The following is a 14,658-nucleotide window of genomic DNA, read 5'->3' as shown; positions in this document are numbered from 1 at the left end:
CCCGTCCGGGTTGCCGGGGCACCCGCAGTTCCTAGTCTTCGGTCATGCCCCTCTTCAGCAGTCGCACCAGCAGACGTCCCCGTATCTCCTTGGCCCTCGACGATGCCGAACTGACTCGTGTGCTGGGGCGGTTGAGCAAGCGGGGCGGGAGCGGCAGGTCCGCGGACGTGGCGCTCGTCGCCTCCCTGCTCGAGGAGACCGGGGACGACTGGGACCGCCGCAGCCACCGGGTGTCCGTACTCGCCGAGGCGACGGCGGACACGGGGGTCGCGGCGGCCTGGCTGGGCAGGGAGCCGAACAGCGCCGACGCCCTGGTGTTCCACGCCTGGGCCGGGCTGGCGCGCGGGATGCGCGACGGGCACCTCGAGGACGCCGCGGAGCTGGTGTCCCAGTGCCACCGGGCCGCCGACCTCGGACCGGAGGATCCGCTGCCGTGGGTGGCCCTGATCGGGGTGTCGCGGATCGAGCGGTACGGCCAGAACGACGTCAACGCCGTCTGGCGGGAGGCCACCGGACGCGACCGCTGGCACCGTGAGGCGTACATGCAGATGCTCGCGTACCTGTCGCCGGAGGAGGGCGGCTCCAGCGCGTCCGTGCTCGACTTCGTCGACGTGGTGCGCACCCGGATCCCGGCCAACGCGCCGTGCGCCGCGGTCGAGCTGACCGCCGCCGTCCGCCAGTACCAGGGGCTGCTGGCGCAGGGCGGCGTACGGGCCATGACCGCCGGTCAGCTGTGGGAGGGCGGACAGATCGCGGCGGCGCTGGAGCAGGCGGCCGCGCTGTGGGCGAAGCCGGGCTTCTTCCAGCACGCGGCGGCGCCGGCCGACCTGAACGTCCTGGCGTACGCGCTGTGCGCGGCCGGCCGCGCCGCCGACGCCCACCCCGTGTTCCAGGCCCTCCAGGGCGTGGTCACCTCCTGGCCCTGGGACGTCGACGGCCCCGCACTCCAGCGCTTCGAACAGCATCTGGCCAAATCGGAACGGGGCCGCCAGGGCGGCATCGGCGGTTCGTGAGCGAGGGGTCCTGCGCCCTCGCCGGCCGCGTCAGGGACGGCTCAGGATCGTTTCGACCGCCTCGTGCAGGGCCTTCGCCGGGTCGGCCGGGCGCGCCGCGTGGCGCCAGGCGACGAAGCCGTCGGGGCGGACCAGGACGGCGCCGTCCTCGGTGATGCCGTGGGCGCCCGCCCAGTCCGTGTCCGGGCCGGGGGTCAGGTCGGCGTGGGGTCCGTCGCCGATCCGGTACGCGTCCAGCGGTACGGACATCTGCGCGGCCACCTCGACGGCCGCGGCGTGCCAGGGGCCGTTCTCCGCGCTGAGCAGGACCAGCGACCTCTCGTACAGGTCGAGGGTGGAGACGCGGGTGCCGGCCCGGTCCAGCCAGAGGTGCGGGGCGCGGCTGCCGGGCTCGCCGTTCAGCACGACCCCCTCGGGGACGACCGGCGTCGTGGGATCGGTGCCCATGACCGCGCCGCGCGGATAGCGGTACGCCAGCGCCACGTTGAGGATGCCGCCCTTCCGGCCCCCGGGGCCGCCGCCACCGGGTCCACCCGGACCGCCGGGGCCACCGCCACCGGGTGCACCGGGTCCACCGGGTCCACCGGGTCCACCGGGTCCACCGGGTCCACCGGCGGGCGTGTACCCGGGGTGGCTGTGCTCGCTCGAGCGGGAGGACGCGCGGGCGCTGGTCGCCTCCGCGACGGGGCGCCGTTCGGCGTCGTAGGACTCCAGCAGGCCGGGCGCGGCCCAGCCGCCGAGCACGGCGGCCAGCTTCCAGGCGAGGTTGTGGGCGTCCTGGATGCCGGTGTTGGAGCCGAACGCCCCGGTGGGCGACATCTCGTGGGCCGAGTCGCCGGCCAGGAACACCCGGCCGTGGCCGTACCGTTCGGCGACCCGCTCGGCGGCGTGCCAGGCGGCCCGGCCGGTGATCACCACGTCGAGGTCCGGCACGCCGACGGCCTTGCGGATGTGGTCGACGCAGCGCTCGTCGGTGAACTCCTCGAGGGTCTCGCCGTGCTCGGGGTGCCAGGGGGCGTGGAACACCCAGTTCTCCCGGTTGTCGACCGGCAGCAGGGCCCCGTCGGCCTCCGGGTTGGTCAGGTAGCAGATGATGAACCGCCGGTCACCGACGACGCCGGCGAGGGCGCGGGAGGTGAACGTGAGGCTCACGTTGTGGAACAGGTCGCCCGGACCGTTCTGCCCGATGCCCAGCGCCTCGCGCACGGGGCTGCGCGGACCGTCGGCGGCGACGAGGTAGTCCGCCCGGATCCGGGTGTGCTCACCGGTCTCCCGGCTCTTGACCAGCGCCGTCACACCCTCCGCGTCCTGCTCGAAGGACAGCATCTCCGTCCCGAAGCGCAGGTCCCCGCCGAGCTCCCGGGCTCCCTCGAGGATCACCGGTTCCAGGTCGTTCTGGCTGCACAGGCACCACCCGCTGGGGCTGAAGCGGGCGATGCCGCCGCCCGGGTCGATCTCCTGGAGCAGCCACTCCCCCTCGTCGCCCACCAGGCTCGGGGTCTGCAGGATGCCGTGGTTGTCCGCCAGGGTCGACGCGGCCACGCCGATGCGCTGCTCCAGCCCGGCCGTCCGGAACAGCTCCATGGTGCGCACGTTGTTCCCCCGCCCGCGCGGGTGGTTCGACGTGCCCGCGTGGCGTTCGACGAGCGTGTGCGGCACGCCGAGGCGTCCCAGGAACAGGGACATGGACAGGCCCACCAGGGAGCCGCCGACGATGAGGACCGGCGTGCGGTGATCCGCCCGGCCGGCCGTATCCGATCGATGCATTGAAACGCCTCCAGCGTCGCCCACGACGGGGCTGTGGAAAGGGACGCCCCCATTTCATGCCTGGTGCCGGGCGGTTCGCGTCCCGGCGGCACCCGTATGGCGCGCGGTTCACCCACCTGCCCCGTGTCGCTCGCGCGCATCGGAAGGTCGCGTCAACGATCGACTCATGGCGACCCCGGCCCTCCGGACACGGCGGTCGTTCCTGACCTTCCGACGAAGAGGAGAGGTGCGCCGGATGACCAAGTCGGCACGCGTATCGCAGTCGGCGTTCGACGGCTCCAGGCTGCGGGTGATCCTGCTGCTCGACCTGTACGAGGGAGCCCAGGAGCAGTTCCTCGACGCGTACGAGCACATGCGCAACAAGGTCGCGTCCGTCCCCGGTCACATCAGTGACCAACTCTGCCAGTCGATCGAGAACCCCTCGCAGTGGCTCATCACCAGCGAGTGGGAGAGCGCCCTGCCGTTCCTCGCGTGGGTCAACAGCGAGGAGCACATCCAGATCGTCCGGCCGATGCACAGCTGTGTCCGGGACACCCGGTCGATGCGCTACAGCGTCCTGCGCGAGACCCACCCGGAGCAGCCGCTCACTCCCGAGGCGGCGCGGGCGGGCCTCCAGACGACGGCCCGCGTGGGGGCCGGCGTGACCCGCCACGCCCTCACCTTCACCGTCAAGCCCGGATCCGAGTCCAAGGTCGTGGAGATCCTGGCCAACTACGACGCGCCCGAGACGCGGATCAACGGTGTCACGCGGCTGCACCGCACCTCGCTCTTCATGCACGGCAACCGCGTCGTGCGGGCCGTGGAGGTGGAGGGCGACCTGCTGGCCACCCTGTGCCACGTGGCCGCCCAGCCCGAGGTCCAGGCGGTGGAGGAGGCCATCAACGCTCATCTGGAGCAGGACCGGGACCTGTCCGACTCCGACTCCGCGCGGGTCTTCTTCACCCGGGCGGCGCTCCCGGCGATGCAGCACGTGGAGGCCGACCGTCCGGAGCCCGCCGGACTGCGGCGGCACATGCTGTACTACCCGGCCGTGGCGGGCCACGGGCTGGAGCTGGCCCGGTTCCTCGCCCACCAGGACGAGGCCGCGGCGAACGACCCGGACAGCCTGGTGTACGCGAGCACCGTCTTCCAGCGTGACGACGTCGTGACCCGCATGATCGACGTCACGGGCGAACTCGATCTCGACCCGCTCTCCGCCCTCGGCATCAAGGGCCAGGGCAAGGCGGCCGAGCTGGAGCGCCACCTGGACGGCGCCGCGGTCGGCGTCGAGGGCTCCCTGGACTCGGAGCGCACCCTCCACCGGCTCCTGGCGCACGCCGACATGATGCCCGTCACCGACCGCGTCTCGGCGGATTCCTGACGGCCGACCGTGGCGACGTCCGCGGCCGTGTCCGCCCGGACGCCGCCGCTCCCACCCGGAGGTATCAACCATGTCCAAGCAGCACCCACGCATCGTGGATCTGAGCGAGACGGAACCCAACCGCCGGCGCGGAGGTGACCTCAGGACCCTGCTCACGCCGGCCACCGTGGGCTCCACCAGCGGTTTCATGGGCCTGGCCATCATCAAGCCCGGCGAGCGGATCGGCGAGCACTACCACCCGTACTCCGAGGAGTTCGTGTACGTCGTCAGTGGCGCGCTCGAAGTGGACCTGGACGGCGAGCCGTTCGCGCTCCGCGCCGAGCAGGGGCTGATGATCCCCGTCGACATGCGGCACCGCTTCCGCAACGTCGGCGACCAGGAGGCCCGCATGGTGTTCCACCTGGGCCCGCTCGCGCCGCACCCGAGCCTCGGCCACGTCGACACCGAGGAGACCGAAGGCGTGTCCGCCGGGCCGCAGTTGACGGTCGGCGGTCCCGAGCAGGGCCGCCCGGCCGAGCCGAGCGAGGCCATAAAATGACCCGGCGAGTGGCCGTCACCGGGGTAGGTGTGGTCGCTCCCGGCGGCATCGGAGCGACGGCGTTCTGGGATCTTCTCGCAGCCGGCCGCACCGCGACCCGCGGCATCACCCTGTTCGACCCGGCGGGACTGCGCTCGCGCATAGCCGCCGAGTGCGACTTCGACCCGTACGCACACGGTCTGGACGCGGAGCTGTGCCAACGCGCCGACCGGTACGTGCAGTTCGCCGTGGTCGCCGCCGGGGAGGCCGTCCGCCACTCCGGGCTCGACATCGATGCCTCGGACCCCTGGCGCACCGCGGTCTCCCTGGGCAGCGCGGTCGGCGGCACGACCCGGCTGGAGCACGACTACGTGCTGGTCAGCGAGGGCGGCCGACGCTGGGACGTCGACCACGAGAAGGCCGAGCCGCAGTTGCACACGGCCTTCCAGCCGAGCACGCTCGCCTCGGTCGTCGCCGAGCGGTTCGGCGCCCGGGGTCCCGTGCAGACCGTCTCCACCGGCTGCACCTCCGGGCTCGACGCGGTCGGCTACGCGTTCCACACCATCGCCGAGGGCCGCGCCGAGGTCTGCATCGCGGGGGCGTCGGACTCGCCGATCTCACCGATCACGATGGCCTGCTTCGACGCCATCAAGGCGACGTCGCCCAACAACGACGACCCCGAGCACGCCTCCCGGCCTTTCGACGCCCACCGCGACGGCTTCGTGATGGGCGAGGGAGCGGCGGTGCTCGTGCTCGAGGAGTACGAGCACGCACGGGCCCGCGGCGCGGAGATCCACTGCGAGATCAGCGGCTACGCCACCTACGGCAACGCCTACCACATGACCGGTCTGACCAGTGAGGGGCTGGAGATGGCCCGGGCGATCGACACCACGCTCGACCAGGCCCGTATCGACCCCACGCTGATCGACTACGTCAACGCGCACGGTTCCGGCACCCGCCAGAACGACCGGCACGAGACGGCCGCCGTGAAGCGGTCGCTGGGCGCGCACGCCCACGAGACGCCCATGAGCTCCATCAAGTCGATGGTGGGGCACTCACTCGGCGCGATCGGCGCGATCGAGGTGGTCGCGTGCGTCCTCGCGCTGAGGCACCAGGTCGTGCCGCCGACGGCGAACTACGAGACCCCCGACCCGGAGTGCGACCTGGACTACGTGCCGCGCACCGCCCGCCCGCGGAAGCTGAACCACGTGCTCTCCGTCGGCAGCGGTTTCGGCGGTTTCCAGTCCGCGGTGCTGCTGTCCGGGCCGGGCGGGAGGACACGATGAGCAATCGGCGCTCCGGGCGCGCGGCCGTCACCGGCATCGGTGTGATCGCGCCCAACGGACTGCGGACGGACGCGTACTGGAAGTCCGTCCGCGAAGGCCTGACCGTACTGGACCTGATCGGCCGCGACGGCTGCGGCCACCTGCCGCTGCGGGTGGCGGGCGAGGTCCGGTCCTTCGACCCTGCGGACCTCATCGAGGACCGGTTCCTGGTGCAGACGGACCGGTTCAGCCACTTCGCCATGGCCGCCGCCGCCCTCGCCCTCGACGACGCCGGACTGGGCGGTGATCCCGCGGAGCCGTACTCGATCGGTGTGGTCACCGCGGCCGGATCGGGCGGCGGCGAGTTCGGCCAGCGCGAGCTGCAGAAACTCTGGGGCAAGGGCTCCAAGTTCGTCGGGCCGTACCAGTCCATCGCCTGGTTCTACGCGGCGAGCACCGGCCAGATCTCCATCCGCAGCGGTCTCAAGGGGCCGTGCGGGGTGGTGGCGAGCGACGAGGCGGGCGGTCTGGACTCCCTCGCGCACGCGAGCCGGGCCGTGCGGCGCGGCACCGACGTCATGGTCGTCGGGGCCGCGGAGGCACCCCTCGCCCCCTACTCGATGGTCTGCCAGCTCGGCTACCCCGAGCTCAGCACCGTCGACGACCCCGACCGTGCCTACCGCCCGTTCACCGAGAAGGCCTGCGGCTTCGTGCCCGCCGAGGGCGGCGCGCTGCTCGTCGTCGAGGACGAGGCCCGGGCCCGGGAGCGCGGGGTGCCCGTACGGGCCACCGTGGCCGGCCACGCGGCCACGTTCACCGGGGCCTCCCGCTGGGCGGAGTCCCGGGAGGGTCTCGCCCGCGCGATCCGCGGCGCCCTCGACGAGGCGGGCTGTGCCCCGGAGGAGATCGACGTCGTGTTCGCCGACGCCATGGGCGTGCCCGAGGCGGACCGCGCGGAGGCGCTGGCGATCGCCGACGCGCTCGGCGCGCACGGCACCCGGGTGCCGGTCACGGCGCCCAAGACCGGCATCGGCCGCGCCTACTGCGCGGCGCCCGTGCTGGACACGGTGGCCGCGGTGCTCGCCATGGAGCACGGCCAGGTGCCCCCGACGCCCAACGTGTTCGACACCTGCCACGACCTCGATCTGGTCATGTCGCGCGCTCGCCCCGCCGAGCTGCGCACCGCCCTCGTCCTCAGCAGGGGACTGATGGGCTCCAACGCGGCGCTGGTCGTGCGCCGCGGTGACGATTCCGCCCGGTAACGCCGGGCGGGAAAGGAGCAGTCGCCCATGATCACCACCGAAGTGACCTACGACGAGCTGTCCGCCCTGATGAAGCAGGCGGCCGGCATCACCGTCGACCCCGGGGAGCTCAAGGAGGCCGCGGAGTCCCCGTTCGACGCCTTCGGCCTGGACTCGCTCGGTCTGCTCGGCATCGTCGGCGAGCTGGAGAACCGGTACGGCCAGTCGCTGCCGCCCGACTCGGAGCGCTGCAGGACGCCCCGGGAGTTCCTGAACCTCGTCAACAGCACCCTCACGGCTGGAGCCTGAAAGTGGCCGGACACACCGAGAACAGCATCACCATCGACGCTCCCCTCGACCTCGTGTGGGAGATGACCAACGACCTGGAGAACTGGCCGCGGCTGTTCAGCGAGTACGCGTCCGTGGAGGTCCTCTCCCGTGAGGGCGACACGACGACGTTCCGCCTGACCATGCACCCGGACGAGAACGGGAAGGTGTGGAGCTGGGTGTCGGAGCGCACCCCGGACCGCGAGAAGCGGACCGTCCGCGCCCGCCGTGTCGAGACGGGCCCCTTCGCCCACATGGACATCCTGTGGGAGTACGTGGAGGTGCCGGGAGGTGTCCAGATGCGCTGGACGCAGGACTTCGCGATGAAGCCCGACGCCCCGGTCGACGACGAGTGGATGACGGACAACATCAACCGCAACTCCCGTACCCAGATGGCCCTCATCCGGGACCGGATCGAGCAGGTCGCCCGCGACAGCGAGAGCGCGTCCGTCGCGTCCTCGCGCTGAGCGCCGGTCCGCGAAGGACACGGAAGGACACCCCATGCACCACGCCCTCATCGTCGCCCGGATGAAGCCCGGCTCGGCGCCGGACATCGCCGACGTGTTCGCCGCCTCCGACCGGGGTGAACTGCCCCATCTGATCGGCGTCAGCCGGCGCAGTCTCTTCCAGTTCGGGGACGACGTGTACCTGCACCTCGTCGAGGCCGAGCAGGACCCGGCGCCGGCCATCGCGAAGCTGGCCTCGCACCCCGAGTTCCGCGGCATCAGCGAGCGGCTGGAGGCGTACGTCAGCCCGTACGACCCGGCCACGTGGCGCGGTCCCAAGGACGCCATGGCGCAGTGCTTCTACCGCTGGGAGCGCGGCGCCGGCTCCTGAGCCGGCCGCGCCGCACACCCCGAGGCCGCCGGTCCCGCGTCAGTCGCGGAGCCGGCGGCCTCGGGGTCGTGGTGCGCGGATCAGCCGGGCACAACGGTGCACTCGAAGGCGTGGAGGTAGGCGTTGACCGGGCGGATCCCGTCGATGACCAGTCCCGCGTCGGTCAGGCGGTCGACCATGCTCTGCCGGGTGTGCTTGGCACCGCCGACGTTGAGGAGCAGCAGCAGGTCCATGGCGGTGGTGAACCGCATCGACGGGGTGTCGTCGACGAGGTTCTCGATGACCACGACGCGGGCTCCGGGCCGGGCCGCCGCGCGGAGGCTCGCGAGTGCCCGGCGGGTGCTGTCGTCGTCCCATTCCAGGACGTTCTTGATGATGTACACGTCCGCCTGGACGGGGACGGCCTCGCGGCAGTCACCGGCCACGACGTCGGCCCGGCCGGCGAGCGCGCCGCCCTCGCGCAGCCGGGGGTCGGCGTTCTCCACGACGCCCGGCAGGTCGAGCAGCGTGCCGTGGAGGTGGGCGTGCTTCTCCAGGAGGCTGGCCAGGACGTGCCCCTGGCCGCCGCCGATGTCCGCGACCGAGGAGGCGTCGTCCAGGTCGAGGAGCAGGGCCACGTCGCGGGCGGACTGCTCGCTGGACGTCGTCATCGCGCGGTTGAACACGTGGGCGGACTCGGGGGCGGACTCGTTGAGGTACGGGAAGAACTCCCGGCCGTGCACGTCCTCGAAGACGTCGCGCCCGGAGCGCACCGCCTCGTCGAGCAGCGGCCAGACGTTCCAGGTCCACGGCTCGGTGCACCACAGGGCGATGTAGCGCAGGCTGTGCGGGTCGTCCTCGCGCAGCAGCCGGGACATCTCGGTGTGCTCGAAGGTGCCGTCGGGATTCTCGGCGAAGACGCCCTGGCAGGACAGGGCGCGCAGCAGCCGCCGCAGGGTGTGCGGCTGGGTCTTCACCGCGGCCGCCAGGTCGTCGGCGGTCATGGGGCTGTCGTCCAGGGCGTCCGGCACGCCCAAACGGACGGCCGCGCGTACGGCGGCGGCGCACGCCGCGCCGAATACGAGCTCCCTCAGCCGCATGGGCGGCGGGGGAGCCGGTTCAACGGTGGTCATCCGTTGCCTCGCTTCTGCTGTCGTGCAGTCGGTGGGTGGGGCGGGTCGGTCAGCACATTCCGGCGGGCTCGGAGAGCGTGCAGGTGTTGCGGCTGAAGGTGTTGGTCCGGGCGGTGTCCCGGTTGGCCAGGTCCGCCGGGCTGTTGCCGGTCACCAGGTTGTCGCGGACGTCGTTGCGCTCGCTGGGGGTGCCGACGAGGCTCTTGAAGAGGACGATGCCGCCGGACAGCGGGGAGGTGCCCTTGTTGTTCTCGACCCGGTTGTGGGCCACCACCGTGTCCTCGACGCCGGTGAGGACGATGCCCGATCCCTGCAGGAAGGGCAGCCGCGGTGTCTTCGCGCAGTGCTTGTTGTTGGCGTGGACGTGGTTCCACCTCACGTCCAGACGGCCGGCGCGGGGCTTGGTCTCGTCGCCCACCACGAACACGGCGGCGCAGTTGCCGGTGGCCTCGTTGTGGGCGACGCTCAGGTTCCGCAGCCGGCGCACGGTGACGCCGACCCGGTTGCCCGCCGTCGTGTTGTGCCGGATCACCGTCTTCTCGGCGTCCCGGGCGCCTTCCTCGGTGTCGACGGTGTTGGCGACGAAGATTCCCGCGTCGCCGTTGTTCTGCGCGAGGTTGTGGCTGATGACACTGCGTACGGAGCGTTCCTCGGCGATGCCCCACTGGCCGTTCTTCTCCGCCGTCACGTAACGGACGTTCAGCCGCTCGGTCCTGGTGGCCCACAGCCCGTTCTTGGCGAAACCGCGGACCGCCAGCGACCGCACGGTGACGTCCTGGAGGGGCTTGTCGTCGCTGCCGGTGACACAGATGCCGTGGCCCGCCTTGGCGCAGGCGCTCTTGCCGGCCTTCTTGGCGGGCATCAGCACGGTGCGGTTGGCGCCGTGGCCGCGCAGGGTGATGTCCGATTCGGTGAGGGAGACGCTCTGCTCGTAGGTGCCGGGCGCGAGGAGGACGGTGTCCCCCGGCCCGGCGGCGTCGACGGCCTTCTGGATCGACTGTCCGGGCTGCACACGGTGCACGGTCGGGTGGTGGGCCGACGGGGCGGCACCGAGCCCCGCGGCCACGACCGCGGTGGTGCATGCGAGGTACGCGATGTGTCGTCTGTTCATGGAGCCGAAGCTATGAGCGGGGATTGCGCCCCGCCACCGGTGATCACCCAGGCGGGCGCGGTGATCACCGGCCCCCGGCACCGGCGTCCACCTGACACCCTCCGAGGCGACGGCGAGCGCCCGGCGCAGACTCGTCGTGCCGGTTCACGCCGCCGGATCCTCCCCCGTGGGCAGCGGCGGCTCCGCCTCGATGCTCCGCAGTTCCCCGTCGGTGAACAGCCGGGAGCGGAGCAGGAACCGTACGCCCTCGGGGGCCTCCAGGGAGAAGCCGCTGCCGCGGCCGGCGACCACGTCCACGGTGAGGTGGGTGTGCGACCAGTACGCGTACTGGTCCGCGCTCATCCAGAAGGGGCAGTCGCCGGCCACATGGCCGAGCAGGACGTCCGAGGCACCGACACGGAACTCGCCGCGCGGATAGCACATGGGCGCGCTGCCGTCGCAGCACCCGCCGGACTGGTGGAACATCACCGGCCCGTGCGTCCCGGCGAGCCGCCGCACCAGCTCCTCCGCGGCCGGCGTCAGTTCGACACGCCGGGTGCGCGCGTCCATCAGAAGAACCCGAGCTTCTGCCCGGAGTAGCTGACCAGCAGGTTCTTCGTCTGCTGGTAGTGGCCGAGCATCATCTTGTGGTTCTCGCGGCCGATGCCGGACTTCTTGTAGCCGCCGAAGGCCGCGTGCGCCGGGTACGCGTGGTAGCAGTTGGTCCACACCCGGCCGGCCCTGATCCCCCGCCCGAGGCGGTACGCGGTGTTTCCGTCCCGGGTCCACACGCCGGCCCCGAGGCCGTACAGCGTGTCGTTGGCGATCCTCAGGGCCTCGTCGACCGAGTCGTAGGTGGTGACCGAGACGACCGGGCCGAAGATCTCCTCCTGGAAGATCCGCATGTCGTTGGTGCCGCGGAAGATCGTCGGCTCGACGTAGTACCCGCCCTCCAGACCGGGCACGGCCCTCGGGGTGCCCCCGGTGAGGACCTCCGCGCCCTCCTGCCTGCCGATGTCGATGTAGGAGAGGATCTTCTCGTACTGGTCGTTGCTGGCCTGGGCGCCGATCATGGTCTCCGGGTCCAGCGGGTCACCGCTGACGATGGCCTTGGTCCGTTCGACGCAGCGGGCCATGAACTCGTCGTACATGGAGGCGTGAACGAGCGCGCGGGACGGGCAGGTGCACACCTCGCCCTGGTTCAGCGCGAACATCACGAAGCCCTCGACGGCCTTGTCCAGGAAGTCGTCGTCGGCGGCCGTGACGTCGGGCAGGAAGATGTTCGGGCTCTTGCCGCCCAGTTCCAGCGTGACGGGGACGATGTTCTCGCTGGCGTACTGCATGATCAGGCGTCCGGTCGTGGTCTCGCCGGTGAAGGCGACCTTGGCGACGCGCGCACTGGACGCGAGCGGTTTGCCCGCCTCGACGCCGAAGCCGTTCACGACGTTGAGGACACCGGGCGGGAGCAGGTCGGCGATCAGCTCGATCACGTACAGCAGGCTGACCGGGGTCTGCTCGGCGGGCTTGAGGACCACGCAGTTGCCGGCCGCCAGCGCGGGCGCCAGCTTCCACGCGGCCATGAGGACCGGGAAGTTCCACGGGATGATCTGGCCGACCACGCCCAGCGGCTCGTGGAAGTGGTAGGCCACGGTGTCGGCGTCGATCTCGGCGATGCTGCCCTCCTGGGCGCGGACCACTCCGGCGAAGTAGCGGAAGTGGTCGATCGCCAGCGGGATGTCGGCGGCCAGCGTTTCGCGTACGGGCTTGCCGTTCTCCCACGTCTCCGCGACCGCGATCTTCTCGAGGTTCTTCTCCAGCCGGTCGGCGATCCGGATCAGGATGTTCGACCGCTCCGTCACGGACGTGGCCCCCCACCGGGGCGCGGCGGCGTGAGCGGCGTCCAGGGCGAGTTCGACGTCGGCGGCGGAGGAGCGGGCGGCCTCGCAGAACGTCCTGCCGGTCACCGGTGACGGGTTCTCGAAGTACCGCCCCTCCACGGGGGCGACCCAGTCGCCGCCGATGAAGTTGTCGTACCGCGACGCGAAGTCGACGATGCTTCCGTCCGTTCCCGGCTGCGCGTACACCATGGCGGCTCTCCTCGCTGGATGGCGGGTGCGGTGGTCCGACGGTCCGTTCCCGTCGTGACGGACGGCACTGTGCGCCCCGGAGGTTGGCGCGAGGTTGGCGGGCGGCCGGTGGGCACCGGCGCCGGTGCGGGTCAGTACTTACCGCAGGGCCGTGGTGAGGCGGCCCATCGCGAGGGCGCGGCGGGTGTCGCGCGGGCCGAGCAGGCGCAGCGCGTGTTCGTGCACCTCCGCGTCGTACGGGGCCCGTTCGCCGTAGCGCAGGGCGTGCTCCGGGCTGGGACTGGCCAGGACGGCCTCGCGCACGGCCACTTCCAGGTGGGTGCGCCATTCCTCGATGCCGGGGGCCTCGGACCGGGGCAGCAGGGGGCCGCGGTAGAGACGCAGCGCGGTCTCCGCGTCCCCCCGTTCCAGTGCGCGCAGCACCTCGCCCGCGTCGCAGGACACCGGAACGGTCAGCGCGTAGCGGCGGGTGGCGACGCCGCCGTCGAGGGCACGGCGGAGATGGGAGATCTCGGCCTTGAACGTCGACGCGGTGACCGCCCGGTCGCCGTACAGGGCCTCACGGAGCCGGCCGGGCGTGAAGCCGTCCCGCTCCAGCGCGAGCAGCGTGAGGATCTCCAGCTGCCGGGGCCGCAGCGGCAGGGGGACGCCGCCGCGGACGGCTTCCCCGGTTCCGAGGCAGGTGAGTTCCACCGGGCCGGGGACCACGTCGGCAGGGGGCGGTGCGGTGCGGAGCAGGGACTCGATGCCGGCGACCAGGGAGCGCACCGTGGACATGGCGAGGGGGTTCGAGCGGTCCCAGGTGGTGGACATGTCCAGCACGCCCAGGACCCGTCCGTCCGGGCCGTGCACGGGAGCGCAGTAGCACACCCAGCCGTGCAGTGCGCTGACCAGGTGCTCGGCGGAGAAGACGGACGTGGGGCGGCCCGTGCGCAGGGCGAGGGACAGGGCGTTGGTGCCCATGGCGCCCTCGTCCCACCGGCCGCCGGGCGCGAAGTTGACACGCTCGGCCCGCCGGCGCATGGTGCGTCCGCCGCACGTCCACAGGATGGTGCCGGTCTCGTCGGTGACCGCGGTGACGAATCCCGCGTCCTCGGCGATGCCGCGCAGTTCGTCGGCGAGGCCGTCGACCGGCCGGCGCAGCGGCGAGCCGAGCCAGCGGCGGTGCACCGCTCCCCCGTCGGTGACGGGGGCGCTGTCCAGCGCCGGGTCCACGCTGTCCAGCGAGCGCAGCCAGGACTCGGTCACGTCCTGCCGCAGTGCCTCGGCACCGAGCGGCTTCGTTCCGGCGGCCTTCATCTGCGGCACCCAGCGGGACCACGCGCTCTCCAGCCTGGCCCGGTGCTGCCGCAGCTCACGCGGCTGTGACATGTGCTCTTCCCTGCCGTCGAACGGGGACAACCGACCATCGCCCGCGAGGTCCGCTCCGCCGGCGCGCCCGGCGTGGTCCTCGGCCCGATGTCTGTGTTATCCGCCACTCCGGCGGCAAAAGCAAGGTCGCGTGCGCGGTGTCCCGCGTCCGCTTCAGCCCGGATCGCGCCGCAGCAGGTCGAGTTCCCGGTTCATCTCGGTGAGGAAGCGCGTGATCACCATCAGTTCCCCGGGGGTGAAGCGGCCACGCGCGGCGTCGGTGCTCCGGGCCAGCGGCCGGAAGTAGTCCCTGGCCAGGCTTCTGGCCCCCTCGGCGTACTGCAGGTGCACCACACGGCGGTCGTCGACCGCCCGGACGCGGCGGATGTGGCCGGCCCGTTCCAGCCGGTCGACGCAAGCGGTCACCGCGCCCGACGTGAGGTTGAGCTGCTTGCGCAGGCGTCCGGGTGTCATCGGCTCGCCCGGTGCGTCGGGGTCGGCGTCCGCGTCGAGGATCGCGATCAACGCCTGTACGTCGGTCAGGTGGAGGCCCTGGGACTGTGCGAAGTCGTGGGCGATGCGGTTGAACTCGCCGTTCATCCGGCGCAGCAGGACCGCGAAGGACTGCAACCCCGTCGGGTCGTGCCCCTGAAGAGGTGTCGAGGGGGTACCGGAACCGCTCATGCCCTCAG

15 protein-coding genes are annotated in these 14,658 nt (G+C 72.0%); 8 read left to right on the top strand and 7 right to left on the bottom strand.

Translation table 11 applies throughout. The features are described from left to right. Positions 1-44: 44 nt before the first annotated feature. A complete protein-coding gene (locus F1615_RS18710; RefSeq protein ID WP_149550137.1) occupies positions 45-1,013 on the top strand; it encodes a hypothetical protein in 969 nt (322 codons plus the stop codon). A gap of 30 nt (positions 1,014-1,043) precedes the next feature. Here the strand turns inward: F1615_RS18710 and F1615_RS18705 are convergent, their stop codons facing one another. Further along, entirely contained in the window at positions 1,044-2,780 is a 1,737-nt protein-coding gene (locus F1615_RS18705) for an FAD-dependent oxidoreductase (RefSeq protein WP_149550136.1), read from the bottom strand. 235 nt (positions 2,781-3,015) lie between these two features. Between F1615_RS18705 and F1615_RS18700 the strand changes: the two genes are divergently transcribed. The 7 genes from F1615_RS18700 (at position 3,016) to F1615_RS18670 (ending at position 8,327) form a co-directional block, all read left to right on the top strand. Beyond that, positions 3,016-4,140, top strand: a complete 1,125-nt coding sequence (locus F1615_RS18700) for a SchA/CurD-like domain-containing protein (protein ID WP_149550135.1) — start codon at positions 3,016-3,018, stop codon at positions 4,138-4,140. Positions 4,141-4,210: 70 nt separating this feature from the next. Beyond that, positions 4,211-4,678, top strand: coding sequence for a cupin domain-containing protein (locus F1615_RS18695; protein ID WP_149550134.1), 468 nt, complete (start codon positions 4,211-4,213; stop codon positions 4,676-4,678). Next, positions 4,675-5,943, top strand: a complete 1,269-nt coding sequence (locus F1615_RS18690) for a beta-ketoacyl-[acyl-carrier-protein] synthase family protein (RefSeq protein ID WP_149550133.1) — start codon at positions 4,675-4,677, stop codon at positions 5,941-5,943. Before F1615_RS18695 ends, F1615_RS18690 begins: the two co-directional genes overlap by 4 nt. Then, complete coding sequence (locus F1615_RS18685; protein ID WP_149550132.1) at positions 5,940-7,184, top strand: ketosynthase chain-length factor; 1,245 nt, start codon at positions 5,940-5,942, stop codon at positions 7,182-7,184. The genes F1615_RS18690 and F1615_RS18685 overlap by 4 nt, the downstream gene beginning before the upstream one ends. Before the next feature lie 27 nt (positions 7,185-7,211). Next, complete coding sequence (locus F1615_RS18680; RefSeq protein ID WP_149550131.1) at positions 7,212-7,472, top strand: acyl carrier protein; 261 nt, start codon at positions 7,212-7,214, stop codon at positions 7,470-7,472. Between the two features lie 2 nt (positions 7,473-7,474). Continuing rightward, complete coding sequence (locus F1615_RS18675; RefSeq protein ID WP_149550130.1) at positions 7,475-7,957, top strand: SRPBCC family protein; 483 nt, start codon at positions 7,475-7,477, stop codon at positions 7,955-7,957. A gap of 34 nt (positions 7,958-7,991) precedes the next feature. Beyond that, positions 7,992-8,327: a TcmI family type II polyketide cyclase gene (locus tag F1615_RS18670; RefSeq protein WP_149550129.1), complete on the top strand. Its 336-nt coding sequence runs from the start codon at positions 7,992-7,994 to the stop codon at positions 8,325-8,327. An 80-nt stretch (positions 8,328-8,407) separates the two neighbouring features. Here the strand turns inward: F1615_RS18670 and F1615_RS18665 are convergent, their stop codons facing one another. The 6 genes from F1615_RS18665 to F1615_RS18640 all read right to left on the bottom strand — a co-directional run bounded on the left by F1615_RS18665 (position 8,408) and on the right by F1615_RS18640 (position 14,650). After that, positions 8,408-9,439: a methyltransferase gene (locus F1615_RS18665; RefSeq protein WP_149550128.1), complete on the bottom strand. Its 1,032-nt coding sequence runs from the start codon at positions 9,437-9,439 to the stop codon at positions 8,408-8,410. A 49-nt stretch (positions 9,440-9,488) separates the two neighbouring features. Then, entirely contained in the window at positions 9,489-10,550 is a 1,062-nt protein-coding gene (locus F1615_RS18660; RefSeq protein ID WP_149550127.1) for a right-handed parallel beta-helix repeat-containing protein, read from the bottom strand. A 144-nt stretch (positions 10,551-10,694) separates the two neighbouring features. After that, positions 10,695-11,099: a DUF779 domain-containing protein gene (locus F1615_RS18655; protein ID WP_149550126.1), complete on the bottom strand. Its 405-nt coding sequence runs from the start codon at positions 11,097-11,099 to the stop codon at positions 10,695-10,697. After that, entirely contained in the window at positions 11,099-12,616 is a 1,518-nt protein-coding gene (gene adh, locus F1615_RS18650) for an aldehyde dehydrogenase (protein WP_149550125.1), read from the bottom strand. The genes F1615_RS18655 and adh overlap by 1 nt, the downstream gene beginning before the upstream one ends. 138 nt (positions 12,617-12,754) lie before the next feature. Further along, positions 12,755-13,987, bottom strand: a complete 1,233-nt coding sequence (locus F1615_RS18645; protein WP_149550124.1) for a transcriptional regulator — start codon at positions 13,985-13,987, stop codon at positions 12,755-12,757. A gap of 153 nt (positions 13,988-14,140) precedes the next feature. Next, positions 14,141-14,650, bottom strand: a complete 510-nt coding sequence (locus F1615_RS18640; RefSeq protein WP_244328783.1) for a MarR family transcriptional regulator — start codon at positions 14,648-14,650, stop codon at positions 14,141-14,143. Positions 14,651-14,658: the final 8 nt, after the last annotated feature.

Source organism: Streptomyces marokkonensis (genome assembly GCF_008312835.1).
Taxonomy (GTDB): Bacteria; Actinomycetota; Actinomycetes; order Streptomycetales; family Streptomycetaceae; genus Streptomyces; species Streptomyces marokkonensis_A.
The sequence above is the reverse complement of the archived record's forward strand: the minus strand, read 5'-3'. Positions and strand labels throughout refer to the sequence as shown.